This window comes from Actinomadura chibensis NBRC 106107 (assembly GCF_001552135.1).
GTDB lineage: Bacteria > Actinomycetota > Actinomycetes > Streptosporangiales > Streptosporangiaceae > Spirillospora > Spirillospora chibensis.
This window is the reverse complement of record NZ_BCQP01000027.1, coordinates 1-16007: the sequence shown is the minus strand read 5'-3', so window position 1 is coordinate 16007 and position 16007 is coordinate 1. Positions and strand designations below refer to the sequence as shown.

18 protein-coding genes are annotated in these 16007 nt (G+C 74.1%); 1 reads left to right on the top strand and 17 read right to left on the bottom strand.

Features of this window, described 5'->3' with window-relative positions; all coding sequences use genetic code 11:
* Window positions 1-4 precede the first annotated feature (4 nt).
* The 17 genes from ACH01S_RS15635 to ACH01S_RS15555 form a co-directional block, all read right to left on the bottom strand.
* The gene (locus ACH01S_RS15635) at window positions 5-2521 is read right to left on the bottom strand and encodes an ABC transporter permease (RefSeq protein ID WP_169809272.1); all 2517 of its coding nucleotides are present in this window, start codon (window positions 2519-2521) and stop codon (window positions 5-7) included.
* A 32-nt stretch (window positions 2522-2553) separates the two neighbouring features.
* Window positions 2554-3324, bottom strand: a complete 771-nt coding sequence (locus tag ACH01S_RS15630) for an ABC transporter ATP-binding protein (protein WP_067891558.1) — start codon at window positions 3322-3324, stop codon at window positions 2554-2556.
* A gap of 238 nt (window positions 3325-3562) precedes the next feature.
* Window positions 3563-4042, bottom strand: a complete 480-nt coding sequence (locus ACH01S_RS15625) for a V-type ATP synthase subunit D (protein WP_083980729.1) — start codon at window positions 4040-4042, stop codon at window positions 3563-3565.
* Window positions 4043-4163: 121 nt separating this feature from the next.
* On the bottom strand, window positions 4164-5603 hold the full coding sequence (locus tag ACH01S_RS15620; protein ID WP_083980728.1) for a V-type ATP synthase subunit B: 1440 nt from the start codon (window positions 5601-5603) through the stop codon (window positions 4164-4166).
* A complete protein-coding gene (locus ACH01S_RS15615) occupies window positions 5600-7126 on the bottom strand; it encodes a V-type ATP synthase subunit A (RefSeq protein WP_067891556.1) in 1527 nt (508 codons plus the stop codon). Before ACH01S_RS15615 ends, ACH01S_RS15620 begins: the two co-directional genes overlap by 4 nt.
* Window positions 7111-7635, bottom strand: a complete 525-nt coding sequence (locus ACH01S_RS15610; protein WP_067891554.1) for a V-type ATP synthase subunit E family protein — start codon at window positions 7633-7635, stop codon at window positions 7111-7113. The genes ACH01S_RS15615 and ACH01S_RS15610 overlap by 16 nt, the downstream gene beginning before the upstream one ends.
* Window positions 7632-7856: a V-type ATP synthase subunit F gene (locus tag ACH01S_RS15605; RefSeq protein WP_067891551.1), complete on the bottom strand. Its 225-nt coding sequence runs from the start codon at window positions 7854-7856 to the stop codon at window positions 7632-7634. Before ACH01S_RS15605 ends, ACH01S_RS15610 begins: the two co-directional genes overlap by 4 nt.
* Before the next feature lie 5 nt (window positions 7857-7861).
* Window positions 7862-8113: an ATP synthase subunit C-like protein gene (locus ACH01S_RS15600; RefSeq protein WP_083980727.1), complete on the bottom strand. Its 252-nt coding sequence runs from the start codon at window positions 8111-8113 to the stop codon at window positions 7862-7864.
* Window positions 8098-9489: a V-type ATPase 116kDa subunit family protein gene (locus ACH01S_RS15595; RefSeq protein WP_067891548.1), complete on the bottom strand. Its 1392-nt coding sequence runs from the start codon at window positions 9487-9489 to the stop codon at window positions 8098-8100. The genes ACH01S_RS15600 and ACH01S_RS15595 overlap by 16 nt, the downstream gene beginning before the upstream one ends.
* Before the next feature lie 19 nt (window positions 9490-9508).
* Window positions 9509-10432, bottom strand: coding sequence for a hypothetical protein (locus ACH01S_RS15590; protein WP_067891546.1), 924 nt, complete (start codon window positions 10430-10432; stop codon window positions 9509-9511).
* Complete coding sequence (locus ACH01S_RS15585; protein ID WP_083980726.1) at window positions 10429-10881, bottom strand: hypothetical protein; 453 nt, start codon at window positions 10879-10881, stop codon at window positions 10429-10431. Before ACH01S_RS15585 ends, ACH01S_RS15590 begins: the two co-directional genes overlap by 4 nt.
* Window positions 10882-10994: 113 nt before the next feature.
* On the bottom strand, window positions 10995-11270 hold the full coding sequence (locus ACH01S_RS15580; protein ID WP_067891543.1) for a hypothetical protein: 276 nt from the start codon (window positions 11268-11270) through the stop codon (window positions 10995-10997).
* Window positions 11267-11518, bottom strand: a complete 252-nt coding sequence (locus tag ACH01S_RS15575) for a DUF1876 domain-containing protein (protein WP_067891540.1) — start codon at window positions 11516-11518, stop codon at window positions 11267-11269. The genes ACH01S_RS15580 and ACH01S_RS15575 overlap by 4 nt, the downstream gene beginning before the upstream one ends.
* A 232-nt stretch (window positions 11519-11750) precedes the next feature.
* Window positions 11751-12800, bottom strand: a complete 1050-nt coding sequence (locus ACH01S_RS15570) for a class I fructose-bisphosphate aldolase (RefSeq protein WP_067891538.1) — start codon at window positions 12798-12800, stop codon at window positions 11751-11753.
* A gap of 317 nt (window positions 12801-13117) precedes the next feature.
* Entirely contained in the window at window positions 13118-13594 is a 477-nt protein-coding gene (locus ACH01S_RS15565; protein ID WP_067891954.1) for a cyclic nucleotide-binding domain-containing protein, read from the bottom strand.
* Window positions 13595-13665: 71 nt separating this feature from the next.
* Window positions 13666-14511, bottom strand: coding sequence for a universal stress protein (locus ACH01S_RS15560; protein ID WP_067891535.1), 846 nt, complete (start codon window positions 14509-14511; stop codon window positions 13666-13668).
* A 101-nt stretch (window positions 14512-14612) separates the two neighbouring features.
* Window positions 14613-15026, bottom strand: coding sequence for an OsmC family protein (locus tag ACH01S_RS15555; protein ID WP_067891533.1), 414 nt, complete (start codon window positions 15024-15026; stop codon window positions 14613-14615).
* Window positions 15027-15242: 216 nt separating this feature from the next.
* Between ACH01S_RS15555 and ACH01S_RS15550 the strand changes: the two genes are divergently transcribed.
* Window positions 15243-15920 carry a CBS domain-containing protein gene (locus tag ACH01S_RS15550; protein WP_067891530.1) on the top strand — a complete coding sequence of 226 codons (678 nt, stop codon included), beginning with the start codon at window positions 15243-15245 and terminating at the stop codon, window positions 15918-15920.
* The last annotated feature ends 87 nt before the right edge of the window (window positions 15921-16007 follow it).

Sequence of the window (16007 nt, the reverse complement as noted above, 5' to 3'; positions counted from 1 at the left end):
CGTTTCATTCGGCGGTGACTGCGCGGAGGATGTCGATCCTGGCGGCGCGGCGGCCGGGGAACACCGCGGCCAGGACGCCGGCCAGGGCCGCGGCGGCCAGGAAGGCGAGCAGCGTGCCCACGGGGACGGCGAACTCCGTGATGCCCTGACCGCGCAGTGCGCGCACCAGCGTCCAGCCGAAGACGACGCCGACGGCCAGTCCGAGCACGCCGCCGAACACCGCGATGATCACGGCTTCCCAGCGGACCATCGCGCGGAGCTGCGCCCTGGTCATGCCGACCGCGCGGAGCAGGCCGAGCTCGCGTACCCGTTCGAGGACCGACAGCGCCAGCGTGTTGACGATCCCGATGAAGGCGATGATCACGGCCAGGGCGAGCAGGACGTAGAACAGTGCCAGGATCTGGTCGATCTGCCGCGCCTGGTCCCGCTTGTACTGCGCCTGGTCCTTGACCTGGACCACGGGGAAGTCGCGGACGGCCCGCTCGACCGCGGCGCGGGCGGCGGCCGCCGGTACCCCCTCCGCGGCCTTGACGAACGCCAGGGAGTCGAGCTGGTCGGCGTAGTGCCGGGTGTAGTCGGTCATCGCCAGCAGGTAGGCGTCGTTGAGCCGGTTGTCCTTGAAGATCGCCTTGATCGGCAGCCGTTGGACCCCGCCGACCGGGAACTCCATCGCGACGGTGTCCCCCACCTTCCAGCCGTGCTCCTCGGCGGTCCTCTCCCGTACCGCGATGCCGCCGCCGGCCATGTCGGCGAGGTCTCCGGACACGGTCTCGGTCCGGACGGTCCTGCTGTAGGCGATCGGGTCCACGCCGGCGAGCCGCTGCGTCCCGCCGTCGAGCTTGAACAGGCCGAGCCGCAGGCCGCTGGCCGACTCGATCTCGGGCTGCGCCGTCAGGCGCCTCACCACCTCGGGGCTGAATCCCTGCCCTCCGCCGGACGGGCCGGTGAGGATGTAGTCCGCGGTCATCGTCTCGTCCAGGACGCCGCTGACCGACGCCTTGATCGATGAGGCGAAGATCGCGACGACGCTGACCAGCGCGAGGCCGATCATCAGCGCGGCGGCCGTCGACGCGGTCCGCCGCGGACTGCGCATCGCGTTCTGGCGGGCGAGCCGGCCCGGCTCCCCCGCCCACCGCGCGAACGGCCAGCCGAGCAGCCTGGCCAGCGGCCGGACGATGAGGGGGCTGAGCGCGGCGATGCCGAGGAAGACCGCCAGCGCGCCGGCGGAGACGTTCAGCAGCCGGTCGCCCCGCCCGGCGAAGAGCCCGTTCAGCAGCAGCGCCGCGCCGGTCGCGGAGATCAGGCCGCCGGTCAGGGCGCGGCGGCGGACGCCGTGGTCGCGCTCCGTCACGACCCGCTCCCGAAGGGCCGCCACCGGCGGCACCCGCGTGGCCCGGACCGCCGGCAGCACGGACGCGACCACGGTCACGACGAGACCGACGAGCAGCGACACCGCGACCGTCCGCGGCCGGACCACCAGCGTGGTCGAGGGCAGGTCGACGCCGAGCGCGGCGAACGCGGCGTTCAGCGCGACGGCGATCAGCACGCCGACCCCCAGCCCGATGAGCGAGGCCGCGAGGCCCACGATGGACGCCTCGCCGAGCACGGAGGCCAGGAGCTGGCGCCGGGACGCGCCGAGGCAGCGCAGCAGCGCCGACTCGCGCGTCCGCTGGGCGAGGATGATCGAGAAGGTGTTGACGATGATGAACGAGCCGACGAACAGCGCGATGCCGGCGAACGCCAGCAGCGCATAGTTGATGATCTTGGTGAATTCGGCGATGCTCCTGCTGTTCTCCTCGGCGAGCTGCTCGCCGGTGAGCACCTGGTAGGTCCCCCCGACCCGGGCCTGGACGCGGTCGCGCAGCGCCGCGGCGTCGGTCCCCGGAGCGGCGACCACGTCGATCTCGTCATAGACGCCAGGACGGTTGAGCACCCGTTGCGCGGTGGGCAGGTCGAAGCCGGCGAGCGTGGCGCCCGCGAGGCTGTCGGCCTTGCCGAAACCGATGACCCCGACCACGGTGAACTCGCCCGGCCGCCCCTGGAAGAGGATCTTCACGCGGTCGCCGACGCGAAAGCCCTCCCGCTCGGCGGTGCGGGCGTCCACGGCGACCTCGTCCGGACCGCTGGGCCGGTGCCCCGCACGGACCGTCCCGGACGCCTGCAACTCCGGCACCGCGCCCAGCGAGACGCCGATCGTCGGCGCGCCGCCCGTGGTCACCGGCCTGCCGTCCTTGCCGACGAACTGGGCGTAGCCGCTCACCGAGCCCTCGACGGCCTTGACTCCCCGCGTCCCGGCTATCCGGTCCCGCAGTGCGGCGGGCATCGGCCCCCGCTGCTCGCCGTTCTGGCCGACGAAGGCGGCCCTGGTGCGCACCGCGACGTCGACGCCCTTGGTGACCTGGGTGAAGAGCTCGTCGAAGGTCTTGTTGACGGTGTCGGTGAGCACGTAGGTGCCGGTGACGAATCCCACCCCGAGCACGATCGCCAGCGCCGTCAGCATCAGCCGCAGCTTGTGGGACAAGAGCCCCTTCAGAGTCAGTTTCCACATCGGGATCAGCCACCGAGCCGCTTCATCAGGTCGAGCACCTTCTCGGCGGTGGGATCGCCCATCTCGTCGACGATGCGGCCGTCGGCCAGGAACAGCACCCGGTCGGAATAGGCGGCCGCGGCCGGGTCGTGGGTCACCATCACGATCGTCTGCCCGAACTCGTCCACCGACCGGCGCATGAAGCGCAGCATTTCCGCGCTCGACCTGGAATCGAGGTTGCCGGTGGGTTCGTCGGCGAAGATGATCGTCGGCCTGGAGACCAGCGCCCGGGCGCCGGCGACACGCTGCTGCTCCCCGCCGGACATCTGCGCCGGACGATGCCCCAGCCGGGCCCGCAGCCCGACCGCGTCGATCACCCGGTCGTACCAGGCCCGCTCGGGCCGCCTGCCGGCGATGGCCAGCGGCAGCTCGATGTTCTCGGCGGCGGTCAGGGTCGGGATCAGGTTGAACGCCTGGAACACGAAGCCGACCTTCTCGCGGCGCAGCAGGGTGAGCCGCCGGTCGGACAGGCCGCTCAGCTCGGTGTCCCCGATCCAGATCCGGCCGGCGCTCACCCGGTCCAGCCCCGCCAGGCAGTGCAGCAGAGTCGACTTGCCCGAGCCGCTCGGCCCCATCACGGCGGTGAACTGGCCGGATGCGAACTCGACCGTGACGCCGTCCAGGGCGCGTACCTCGTTGTCCCCATGGCCGTAGACCTTGCGGACCCCGACCGCCCGCGCCGCGAGAACGCCCGCCGCCCGTCCACTCCGGACCCGCTCACCGATGTCGTCGGTCATGGCCCCTCCCGGTTCGCCGGCGCCGTCGCCGAACGTAGGCCGCCGTCCCGGCTGGAAGGCGCTCTGCTAGTGACTATCCGAGGCGCACCTCACGGCCGGAAAGGGCCCTTCGTCCCGGCCTCGGCGCGAAGGGACCCTGGACTCGTCCAAGATGTGTTCGGCGATGTCCCCGAAGAGGAGACGACGCTCCCCGCCCTGACACCCGCGCCGGGCGTCTCGGCGAGCGGGAGGCACGCCTTCATGATCGGTTCTTGGTGGTGAGGCGGCGCAGCCGGGCGCCGTCCTCGCGTTCCCGTTCCTCCAGCGCGAACTCGATGCCGGCCAGCGCGTCCCGCAACCGGGGCAGGCGGCGGCGCTCGATCGCGCGGACCCGCTGCCCGGTGGCCGCGACCTCGGCGTCGAGGGCGGCGACCGCCGCGGTGGCGGCGGCGTGGGCGCAGGCGGCCTCCAGGGCCGCCTCGCAGGCCCGCCGGGCGGCGGCCAGCGCGGTGCCGCCCGGTGCGCGCGCGGTTTCGGCGGGCGGCTCGAAGACGATGCGCGCGGGATACCTCACCCCCATGGAGTCGGCGTACTCCACGCTCACGTCCGCGAGTCGCCCGCCGGAGACCAGGGGGAGCACCCGGCGACCGCCGAGCAGGGTGGCGCGGAGCAGGGTCTCGTCCGCCTCCGCGCAACGGCGGTGCCATTCCTCTTGCGTGCGGGCTGCGAGCAGGCGCATCCTGTCCCGCTGGTCTCGCAGGATGGTCAGCTCCGCTGGAGGAGTTCGACGGCGTCCTCGGCGAGCCCGATGCGCTGCCGGAGCCAGAGGCGTCCGGCGCGCCCCTGCGGCGGTCGGCCGGTCACCGGGTCTCCTCGGTGCGGTGGGCGTCGATCATCGCCCCCGGCAGCATCGTGAGTTCGCGCCGGGGCAGGGCGGCCAGTGCCCGCCAGGCCCGGTCCAGGGTCTCGGCCAGCGGACGGAGCTCGGCGACTCCCTGCGAGACGAGAATCTCCTGGTAGGCGCGCTCGAAGTCCAGGTAGCGGCGGTCGGTCTCGCTGAGCGCGCCGGAACCGACGAGTTCTCCGAGGTCGTGCGCGTGGCGGGCCCTGGCCAGTGCGGCGAGGACCTGGGCGGCCACGTCCAGGTGGTCGTCGCGGGTGCGGTTCGGCCCTGCGGCCTTGCGCATCAGCCGCGACAGCGATTCCAGCGCGTCGACGGGCGGGTACACGCCGCGTGCGTGCAGGTCCTCGGAGAGGACGATCTGGCCTTCGGTGATGTATCCGGTGAGGTCGGGCACCGGGTGGGTGATGTCGCCGCCGGGCATCGTCAGGACCGGTATCAGGGTGACCGAGCCGGGCCTGCCGCGGACGCGTCCGCAGCGCTCGTACAGGGAGGCGAGGTCGCTGTAGAGGTAACCGGGATAGGCCCGCCGCGCCGGGATCTCCCCGCGCGCGGCCGACACCTCGCGCAGCGCTTCGCAATAGGCGGTCATGTCGCCCATGACGACCAGGACGTGCCGCCCCTCCTCGAAGGCCAGGTGCTCGGCCACGGTCAGCGCGATGCGGGGCGTCAGGATCCGCTCGATGACGGGCGCGTCGGCGAGGTTGAGCAGCAGCACGAGGTCGCCCGCGGCCGAGCGGTCCTCCAGGGTGTCGCGGACGGCGGCGGCGTCGGCGCGGGTCAGTCCCATGGCGGCGAAGACGACGCAGAACGGATCGCCGCCCGCCGAGGCCTGGGCGGCGATCTGCGCGGCCAGCTCCAGGTGCGGGAGTCCGGCGCGGGAGAAGATCGGCAGCTTCTGCCCGCGGGCGAGGGTCGTGAGGGCGTCGATGGCCGAGACTCCGGTCAGGACAGGCTCGGCCGGTGGCTCGCGATGGACGGGATTGAGCGGGACGCCCGCGGCCGGCGCGTCGGCGTCGGCCATGATGGGCGGGCCCCCGTCCAGCGGGGCGCCGAGCCCGTCGCAGACCCGCCCCAGCCAGGACGTCCCGACCGGGACGCGCAGCGGGGTTCCGCTGAAGGCGACCCGGGTGCCCTCGAAGCGCATCCCGCCGGTCCCCTCCAGCACCTGGACGAGCACCTGGTCGCGCGCGGTGTCGAGCACGAGCCCGTGCCGCGCCTCGCCCGAGTCGAGCCGGATGTCGGCGAACTCGTCCCAGCCGACGCCCTCGGCGTCGCGGACCACCATCAGCGGCCCGTGGACCCGCGAGACACGCGTGTACGCCGGTCTCGCCCACCGGCCGCCGTCGGCGCGCGAGGCTTCGCCGGACCGCTCCGGCGCACCGTCGTTCCCGGTCATCGCAGTTCCCCCAACCGGTTCAGCATCGCCTCGCGGCGGGCGTGGACGTCCGCCACGGTGGCCGCGTCCTCGCGGGCCCGCACGATCGGTGAGAAGTCCTGCTCCTCGACGGCGCTTGCCGGGACGCCCCGGTCGACCGCCGCCTGGCAGCGGTCGACGACCGCGAGCACGGCGTCGGTCAGGGCGGCGCCCCGTTCCGGGGCGCAGAAGGCGTCGCGGGGGCTGAGCGCGCTCTGCTGGAGGACGCCCTCGCGCAGCAGCCGTCCCGCCAGCAGCACCATGCGCTCGTGGCCTGGCAGGGTGCCGGCGCCGACGAGCTCGGCGAGCGCGGCCAGGCGGTCGGACTCGGCCAGGAGAGCCGCCGTGCGGGCGCGTCTGGCCGCCCAGTCGGGATCGCCGGCGGCGGCGTGGTGGCGGGCGAGCGCGGCGTCGTCGCGGGCGAACGAACCCGCCCAGGACACGGCCGGGTAGTGCCGCGAATAGGCCAGGTCCTTGTCCAGGCTCCACCGCGCGCGGACGAAGCGCTCGGTGTAGGCGGTGACGGGCTCGGTCATGTCGCCTCCCGGCGGGGACACCGCGCCGATGATCGTGACGGACCCCTCGGCGCCGTGCGGCGTGCGGACCCGTCCGGCCCTCTCGTAGAACGCGGCGAGCGCCGACGGCAGCGCGGCCGGGTACCCCTCCTCGCCCGGCAGCTCGCCGCCGCGGGAGGCGAACTCGCGCAGCGCCTCGGCCCAGCGGGACGTCGAGTCGGCGATGACGACGGCGTCCTCGCCCTGGTCACGGAAGTACTCGGCGACGGTGACACCGCTGTAGACGCCCGCCTCGCGCGCCATCATCGGCATGTTGGAGGTGTTGGCGATGACGACGGTGCGGTCGGCCAGCCGACCCCCGGTCCGCGGGTCTTCGAGCGCGGCCAGCTCGGCGAGCACGTCGGCCATCTCGTTACCGCGCTCGCCGCAGCCGACGTAGACGATGACGTCGGCGTCGCACCATTTGGCGATCTGCTGCAGCAGCATGGTCTTGCCGGTGCCGAAACCGCCGGGAACGGCGACGGTCCCGCCGCGCGGCACGGGGAAGAGCTGGTCGACGACGCGCTGGCCGGTGTGCAGGGGCACGCTCGCGTCCAGCCGCTCGGCGTAGGGGCGGGGTTCGCGGATCGGCCAGAGCTCGACGGCCCGGCCGTCGCCCGCGGCCGGACCGTCGCCGCCGAAAGCGCGCCGTGCCGGATCGAGCCAGACCCCCGCGGACGAGAGCGGCCGCAACAGCCCGTCGTACACCCCGCCGAGCAGATGCGGGCCGAGCGGCGCGGACAGCGCCCGCCCGGTGGTGCGGCCGGGTGCGCCCGGCGCAAGCCCCCCGGTGTACTCGTACGCCTGGACGGTGGCGACGTCGCCGTCCAGGGCGACGATCTCACCGGGCAGGAGATGCCCTCCCACTTCGACCACGTCGCCCATCGCCGCGCCCACCGCGCCCGTCACCTCCACCAGGGGGCCGCTGACCCGTATCACCTCGTGTCCCACAGCCGTGCCACCTCCGCTCCCAGCGCCGCCACCGCCCGCTCGGCGAGGACGTCCGCGGACAGGTCGAGCTCGGCGTGGGCGGTCCGCGCGACCAGCCCGCCGCCGGGCGCCTCCGCGGTCCGCGCCGCGGGCCCGAGCCGCCGTCGCGCCGTCGCCTTCAGCCTGCGGACGGTCTCCGGGCCGCCCGCGCCCGCGCACAACGCGCGCATCTCCGCCCGGACCTGGCGGCACAGCTCGTCGTAAGCCCGCCTGCGAGCCGCCAGCACGACCGTGCGGGCCTGGTTCCGCGTCCGCGAACGTTCGGCGGCGCCGGCCGCCGCCCCGTCCGCGCGGCCCGCCGCGCGTGCCTCGTCCAGGATCCGCGCGGCCTCGCGGCGGGCCGCCGCGAGGGTCGCGGCCGCCTCCCGCTCGGCGTCCGCGCGGACGTCCGCCGCCCGCTCGCGGGCGCGGGCGAGGAGCGCGTCGCGCACCGGCGCCAGCGCCGCCTCGGCGCCGGGGACGCCGGTCATGGCGGGGTCACCACGATCAGTACGGCGTCCGGGTGCCGCTCTCGTTCCTCTTCGAGGCACCGGGCGGCCGCGGGGGTCAGCACGACGACCGACACGTCGTCGTCGAGCGCGTGCCAGGCCGCGCGGACCTCGTCCGGGTCGTCCGCGGGGACGGCCAGGGCCCCGCCGAGGGCCCACCCCTCCACGCGGGCGCGCTCTCCGATGACGGCGATGTGCGCCATGGCCCTCACGCCTTCCCGATCAGGATGATGCCGATGATCAGCCCGTAGATGGCGATGCCCTCGGCGAGGCCGACGATCACCATCGCGCGCCCGAACAGCTCGGGCCGCTCGCTCATCGCGGCGAGCGCCGCTGCGCCGACGTAGGCCACCGCGATCCCGGCGCCGACTGCGGCACCGGCGACCGCGATCCCGGTGCCGAGATAGGGGGCCCAGTTCGAGGCCGCGGCCTGCGCCGTCGTGATCATTTCTGCGGACATGAGCCGTCCACCTCCTGCGTGATCATGGGTATGTGCCAGGGCCGGAACGGACGGCCCTGGGTCAGGAAGAGCCGCGAGAACAGCTCGTAGTACTCCAGCCGGAGCGCCTGGACCCCGGCGACGAGCGCCTCCAGGGCGAACGTCACGGCGGTGCCCGCGGCGAACACGAGCGGGGCGAGGACGGCGAGCACACCGCCCCGTCCCCAGAGGGCGGCCGTCCCGGACCAGACGATCCCGGCGAGGGCCGCGTGGGTGAGCCCGAAGGCCGCGAGCCGCGCGAACGACACCAGGTTCGCCCCCAGCCGCACGACCAGGTCGAACAGTTCGACGACGGCCTCGACCACGCCGGTGCCGCCGCCACCGCCGGAGGCGAGGAAGCCGGTGAAGGCCAGGCCGAGACCGAGCGTCCCGAGCACCCCGCCGGTGGCGGCGAGCGGGAGCAAGCCGAGGTAGGCGCCGCCGGCCAGGGCTCCGAGGCCGAGGAAGGCCGCGGCCCCGGCGATGCCGGACGGCTCGTACAGCGCGACCGGCCAACCGCCCTCCCGCCACCGGTTCACGATGCCGATCGCGTACGCGCCGGCCAGCAGGACGGCACCCACGCCGATCGCCGCGACCAGCAACTCGACCGGGGCGTCGAGCGGAGCGAGCCACACCTCCGGGATGACGTGCGTCGGCCCGAAGAACTCGCCGTACAGCACCCCGAAGACCGTGCCGGTCACCCCGGCGCCCAGCACGAACGGCCACACCCGCCGCAACCTAGAGAAACGTCGGGGGCGCCCGGCCAGCAGCGCCACCGCGGCGGCGACCAGCATCAGCCCGTGCCCGACGTCGCCGAACATCATCCCGAACATCAGCACGTACGCCGCCCACGCGAGCGGCGTCGGGTCCAGATCGGCGTACGGCACGGTCCCGTAGGTCTCGACCAGGGGCGCGAGCGATCCCCGCCCGCCGGTCGCACGGGACGCCTCCGGCAGCAGGGTCGGCGCCTCGGCGCCGCGCGGATGCGGGAGCGGCACCACGGCGGCGCCGGTCTCGGCGAGCCTCGCCGCCAGCTCGGTCCGGGTCGCCTCGGGGGTCCATCCGGCCAGCGCCGCGACACCCTCCCTGCGGAACGCCGCGGCCGCGTGCTCCTGCAGGTCAGCCTCCCCCGCGAGCAGATCGAAACGCCGCCCGGCGGCCAGCTCGTCCAGGTCCGGGGCCGTCTGAAGGATCGCCGCCCCGCGGGTCCCTCCCCCGGCGTGCCGCAACGCCTGCGCCGCCTCGCCCCGCGGGCCCCGCTCGGGCGGGAGGTCGAATTCGACGACGCCGGCGTCGGCGGTCCGCGCCAGGGCGTCCCGCAGCGAGTCCAGCGGCGCCACCACGGCGACCCGCGCCATCCGCACGGGCCGCAAGCTCTCAGGCCACCGCATCGTAGGCTCCGATCGGCCCGCCGCCCCGCGCCGCCACCTCCAGCGCGGCCCGGACCCGCCACGCGTCCACCGCCAGCACGCCCGCCGCGCCCAGCACCGGTCCGGCGCCGAACTCCGAGCCGCGCAGCAGCAGCTCACCGTCCCGGTCCAGGCGCCTCCAGCAGCGGGCCTCGGCCCGCCACAGCTCGGCCGGGTCGTCGACGCCCGCGAGGGGCCAGCGCGCGTCCCGGTCGAGCCGGGCGGTCATGGCGCCGAGCGCGGACGCGCCCACCGCCGATCGGCCGAGCAGCCTGGCGGCCCGCTCGGACGCGGCCGGGGAGAGCTCCCGCCCGGCCCCGAACCGTTCGCCCGCCACGAGGACGGCGGCGGCCCCGGAGGCCCAGGCGGTGGCCCGTCCGCCGAGCCCGTGCACGCGGGCCGCCCACGACAGGCGGAGGAACAGCCGGATCGCCCAGGGATCGGTCTCGCCCGGGTCCCCCCACGAGCTGGCGGCGAGGCGCTCACGCAGTTCCGCGATGTCGCGGGCGTCCCGCAGGCGCGGCCATGCCGTCCCCAGGGCGCCGAGGACGTACGGCTCCTCCGCGGGGCGGCCGTCCAGCCGCTGCAGCAGGCCGTCGACGTTGGCGAGCTCGAACCATCCGGCCACCGCCCGCAGGGCCGCCGCGCCGCCCCGGGGCAGCCAGCCCGCCAGCACCCGCAGATGCCAGAGCAGCGTCTCCGCGACCGCGTGCTGCGCCGACGCGAGATCCTGGCCTTCGGCGACACCGTGTCCGTAGGGCGTCGCCGCGAGGCTCGCGAGCGCGTCGTGCAGCGAGCCGCATCCCGCGAGCGACCTGGCGCGCCCCGGGCCGAGCCGCCGCCGCGCGAGCCCCCGCGCCCGGACCCGACCGGCCACCCATCCGGCGCTCACGCCTCCTCCCCGGGGGACGCGGTCCCCCCGCCCAGCAGGACGTCGACGGCGCGCACGGCCCGGCCGACCAGCTCCGGCGACCGTGCCGCGGCGACGGCCTCGACTCGCGCGGCCTCATCCCGCGCGGCGGCCATCAGGGCCCGCCGGTCCTCGGCCGCGCTCCGCTCGACGGCGGCGCGGGCCGCCGCCCTGACCGCGGCGGCCTCGCGTCTGGCCTCCTCCACCAGGACCGCCGCCCGCTCGCGGGCGGCGGCACGCGCGGCGCGCGCGCCCGTCTCCGCCTCGTCGGCGATGCGGCGCCGGTCGTCCTCCACCCCGGTGAGCAGCGCGAAGACCGGTTCGAGCTCGGCGGCGAGGACGGCCCGCCGGTCCGCGGGAACGGCGACGGCCGCCGCTCCTGGAGCCCCGGCCGGACGAAACCTGTCCAGAAGATCGCGGACTGTCGGCATGACGCCTCCCCTGTCGTCTCTGCTCCATCACTTCTGCCCTGCCGGAGGCGGTCCAAGGGCCGGATGACCACGGTCCCGGTCGCGGGCGGCCGCCGCCGTCCTCGGTCGCGGGGTCACGGCGACCGGGGGCCGTGGCGCGCGCGCCTGCGCCCCGCGCCGGCGTGCCGGGTCCGCCTGGCGGCGTGCACGGCGATCCCGAACCTCGCCGTCAGGGGAAGGACCGCCACGGCGGCCGCGCAGAGCAGGACGACGCGGGGAGCGACACCGAGCCGCAGGGCCCCGGACGTCACCGCCGACGCGATGGCCAGCACCACGAGGTAGTGCAGCCGCGGGGATCCGGTCGAGACGGCCGGACGGGAAGACCCGGGCGCGTCCCGATCGGGGCTCATGCCGGGCCCGCGAGCTGCGCGATGTCCTCACCGGCGACGTGGTGGAGCCGGTCGGCGAGGTCGGCCAGGGCGCGGCTCACGGCCAGCTCGTCGCCGATCTCCGGGACCTCGCGGTCGGCCGGGTTGCGGCGCGCGCGGCCGCGTCCGGTGGTCTTCTTCTCGCCACCGCTGAACAGGACCGCGCGGGCGACGGTGTCCGTGCCGTCCTCGGTGATGTAGAGCTCCACGCTCCATTCCTTGGCCTTCATGGCGAGCCTCCTCGACTGGGGCCTTCACTTTCATCGTCCGAGTCCGACAGCGAGCCCGGCAGGGCCGGAGGTCCCTCGCCCGCGGGGCCGACGACCCGGACGACCGGTCAGCCTCGGCGGGTGAGGTAGGCGACGCAGCCGTCCAGGGTGAACAGCTCGAGCCGGCGGGCCAGCGAGGTCGCCCTCTGCCCGGTCGCCGCAGAGGCCGCCTGCTCCATGGGCCTGCCCGCGGTCAGGCGATGGTGACGGAGTCGTCGAGGTAGACGTCCTGGACCGCGTGGATGAGCGCGACGCCCTCTTCCCGGGGGCGCTGGAACGACTTGCGCCCGACGATCAGGCCCATGCCGCCCGCCCGCTTGTTGACGACCGCGGTACGAACGGCCTTGGACAGATCCCCTCCACCCGCCGACGCGCCGCCGGAATTGATCAGACCGACCCGCCCCATGTAGCAGTTGGCGACCTGCCAGCGGGTGAGGTCGACGGGGTGGGACGTGGTCAGCTCGTCGTACACGCGGTCGTCGGTCTTACCGAAGCCGAGCGCGCGGAACCCGCCGTTGTTCTCCGGCTGCTTCTGCTTGACGATGTCGGCTTCGACGGTGGCCGCCAGATGGTTGGCCTGTCCGGTCAGGTCGGCGCTGACGTGGTAGTCGACGTCGTCCTTCTTGAACGCACCGTTGCGCAGGTAGGCCCACAGGACAGTGAACATGCCCAGCTCGTGCGCGTGCGCGAACGCCTCCCGCACCTCCTGGAGCTGCCGCATGCTGTCCGGCGCGCCGAAGTAGACGGTGGCTCCGACGGCGACGGCGCCGAGGTCGAAGGCCTGCCGGACGGAGGCGAACATGACCTGGTCATAGGTGTTGGGGTAGCTGAGGAGCTGGTTGTGGTTGAGCTTGGCGATGAATGGGATCCGATGCGCGTAGCGACGGGATGTCATTCCGAGGACGCCGACGGTGCTGGCGATGGCGTTGCAGCCCGCCTCAACGGCCAACTGGCACAGGTTCGCCGGGTCGAAGTAGGCGGGGTTCGGGGCGAACGACGCGGCCGCCGAATGCTCGACGCCTTGGTCGACCGGGAGTATCGACAGGTACCCGGTGCCCGCCAAGCGGCCGGTGTCGAACACGTGCTGCAGATTGCGCAGGACGGCCGGCGGCCGGTCACTCGCGGCGAGCACCCGGTCGACGAAGTCGGGCCCCGGAAGCTGCAACCGGTCACGCGAGATCGTTTCGCATTCGTGGGCGAGGAGGAACTGCGCCTCGTCGCCCAGCGTCTCCTTGAGTTCCATGGGGCCAGCATCCGTCGAGGCCGCGGGGCCCCCTAGGGGCGAAGGTCCCGCTGCCTGGACCGGTGGGCGGCCTCCGACGCGCGAGCGCCCGCGCGGCCGTAGGGACCTTCGTCCCTGGTCGCCGTCGCTCCGGCGCGGTGGAATGTAATCGGCGAGAGAAGCCCAGGAATGGGACGGAGAAGTGGGAGACCACGCACCGTCCAGCTCGAAACGCTGCCTAAGCGGCGGAGGGCTTCTCTCGCCTCGACCGTTCGGGACGGTGACGAGGCGGCCTGGCGAGTGCCCCTGCGCACCCGGGCGGAGTCACCGTCGATCTCTCAGAGCATCGCCGACGGGGTTGGGGGTGTCCCTGTGGGCGTTGTCAACCATGTCCGGGCGGCCTCAAGTCGTTCGACGATCAGTTCGCCGAAGCGGCGTGTCAGCTCGTACCCCAGCGATGGATCGATCGCGCAGAGCGTCCGGGCCAGCCGCCCGTCGAACTCGATCCCCGTGACCGGCGTGGTCGCGACTCCCCCGAACCGCCACAGGTGCGGGCGGAACAGCCACGACCAGCCCACCACGGAACCCGGGCCCAACGTCTCGATGACGACCCGCCCGCGGTCGGGCGTGTGCAGGTCGACGTCCACCGTCCCCTCCTGGAGCAACCAGAACCGCTCGGCCGGAGTCCGCTCCTCGAAGAGGCGCCGCCCCTCGGGGACGACGGTGAACCGGGCCGCGGTCGCCAGCCGCGTCAGATCGGCGGTCCGCATCCCGCTCAGGAACGGCTCGCGCTTGAGATCGTCCGCCGTCACCATGGTCACCTGACTCGTCCTCCCTCCGAATCTCCAGAACCCCGCGAGCACGGGGCCGGTGGGGCCCCGTGACGTCACATGAACCGCTGCGGGACGACGGCCACCGTGCAGGGGGCGTGCTTGAGCAGGGCGTCGCTGGTCGCGCCGAGGGTCAGCGCCTCGACCACGCCGGTGCCGCGCGCGCCCACCACCGCGAGGCCGGCGTCCTCGGCGGCCTCGAACAGCGCCTCGCGCGGCGACTTCAGCACCAGCGACGTCGTGGCCTGGACGTGGGGATACTTCACGAGCCACGGCGCGACCGCCCGCTCGAGGACGCGCCCGCAGACGCGGCGCAGCCTGTCCTCGTCGCCGAACAGCGACAGATCCCCGTCCGGAGCCGCGCCGGGCTCCCAGCAGCCATATACCGCCCGCAGCCGCCAGCCGCGCAGCGCCGCCTCCTCGAAGCCGAACGCCAGCGCGGCGTCCGCGCCCGCCGAGCCGTCGACGCCCACGACCACCAGACCGTCGCGCGAGTCGGGCGACCGCACGGCCACGACCGGACGGTTCGCCCGAGTGGACACCCGCAGCGCGGTCGAACCCACCGGCATCTCGTCCGGCGCGTGGGAGCCCACCACGATGAGGTCGGCGTCATGTCCAGCGCTCATGAGCGCGGCGTAGGCGCTACCGTTGTCCAGCCGCCAGCGCACGTCCAGTTCGGGCGCCAGCTCCCGCGCCAACGCCACCCCGTGGTCGAGGAGGTGCTCCCCCATCCTCTTGATGATGGCGACCCCCTCGTAGTCGATGTGGCTTACGGGGAACGGCCAGCGCCAGACATGGCAGACCGTCAGCGGCAACCGCCGCAGCCGGGCCTCCCGCACCGCCCACCGCAGCGCCAGCTCGCTCTCGCTCGTTCCGTCATAACCGACGAGGACCTGGCTCATGACGTCCTCCTCCTTCTGAGGTCGTCTCCATCCCACCGCCCGGTGAGGCATGGCTCCCAGGGCCGAACGACCCCTCGGAGCAGGACCTCCCTCCCGCCGGGTCAGGCGGCTGTGACCTCGTTCTCCAACCGCACGTCGACGCGCGGCGGATCCAAGATCGAGTTGTGGACGGTGCAGCCCGTCACGGCGGCCAGCAGCCCGCCGGTGTCCTCGTCCGACAGCCGGACGGGAGGGCGCAGCCGCACCTCGACCCGGGACACCCGGGCGGGGGCGCCCGCGCTCATGGTGAAGCCGACGGTCACCTCCAGCCCGTCCGCCGGCAGGTGGCGCCGCACCAGGTACCGCCGCGCGTAATGTGCCGCGCAGGCGGCCAGGGACGCCACGAACAGCTCGACCGGCGTCGGGCCCGCGTCCATGCCGCCCGCCGCGTACGGCTGGTCCACGTGGATCACGTGATCGCGGACGAGCACGGCGAAGGCGTCGCCCTCGCGGTGAACGACCCTCATCTCACTCATCGGGCCACCCCTTTCCAGGTCGGGTCCTCACCCACCTTCAGTGTCGATCGCCTCGTTTCCGCAGGTAAGAGCCGAAGGTCCCGGGTACGGAGGGAGGGACGTCGCCGGATCGGGCCGCTCGGCGGCGGGGCCGAAGGTCCCGGCCGCGAAGGACGCTCGGCACTGACCCGCCGCCCGCCCGGGCGGGACGGTGGAGGTGACCGAGAGGAGAGAGCGATGAAACGCCTGACGGTCGCGGACGTCATGACCAGGCGCGTCGTGACGGTGACCGGGGACGCCCCGTTCACCGAGATCGCCGACGCGATGACCGAGCACCGCGTCAGCGCGGTCCCCGTCGTGGACGGCGACCGCCGCCTCACCGGCATCGTCACCGAGGCCGACCTGCTCTACAAGCAGGAACGCAAAGGCGACGCCCGACCAGGCCCCCGTCGGCTGCGGCGGCCCGCTCAGGCCGAAGCCAAGGCGCGGGCGGTCGACGCCCGCGGGCTGATGAGCAGCCCGGTCGTCGCCGTCGCCGCGCACACCACGATCGCCGAGGCCGCCCGGCTGCTGAACGCCCACGGTTTCAAGGCCCTCCCGGTCGTCGGCGACGACGGGCGGCTGACCGGCATCGTGGCCCGCCGCGACCTGCTGCGCGTCTTCCACCGCTCCGACGCCGACATCCGCGACGAGATCGTCCGCGACGTCCTGATCCACCGGCTCTGGCAGGACCCGGCCGAGGTGAACGTCCGCGTTCAGGAAGGGGTCGTTCACATCATCGGACGCGTCGAGCAGAAGAGCCTCATCCCGATCATCGTGCGCATGACCGCCGCGACGGAGGGCGTCGTCGACGTCGTCCACGACCTCGCCTACGACCACGACGACACCCGTCCCACCTCCTTCCCGAGGGCGTGAAGCCGGTGGAGGGTGCCGCCGTCACCGAGACCCACATCGGCGTGGTCGTCTTCGTCGGCGACCGCGCCTACAAACTGAAAAAGCCGA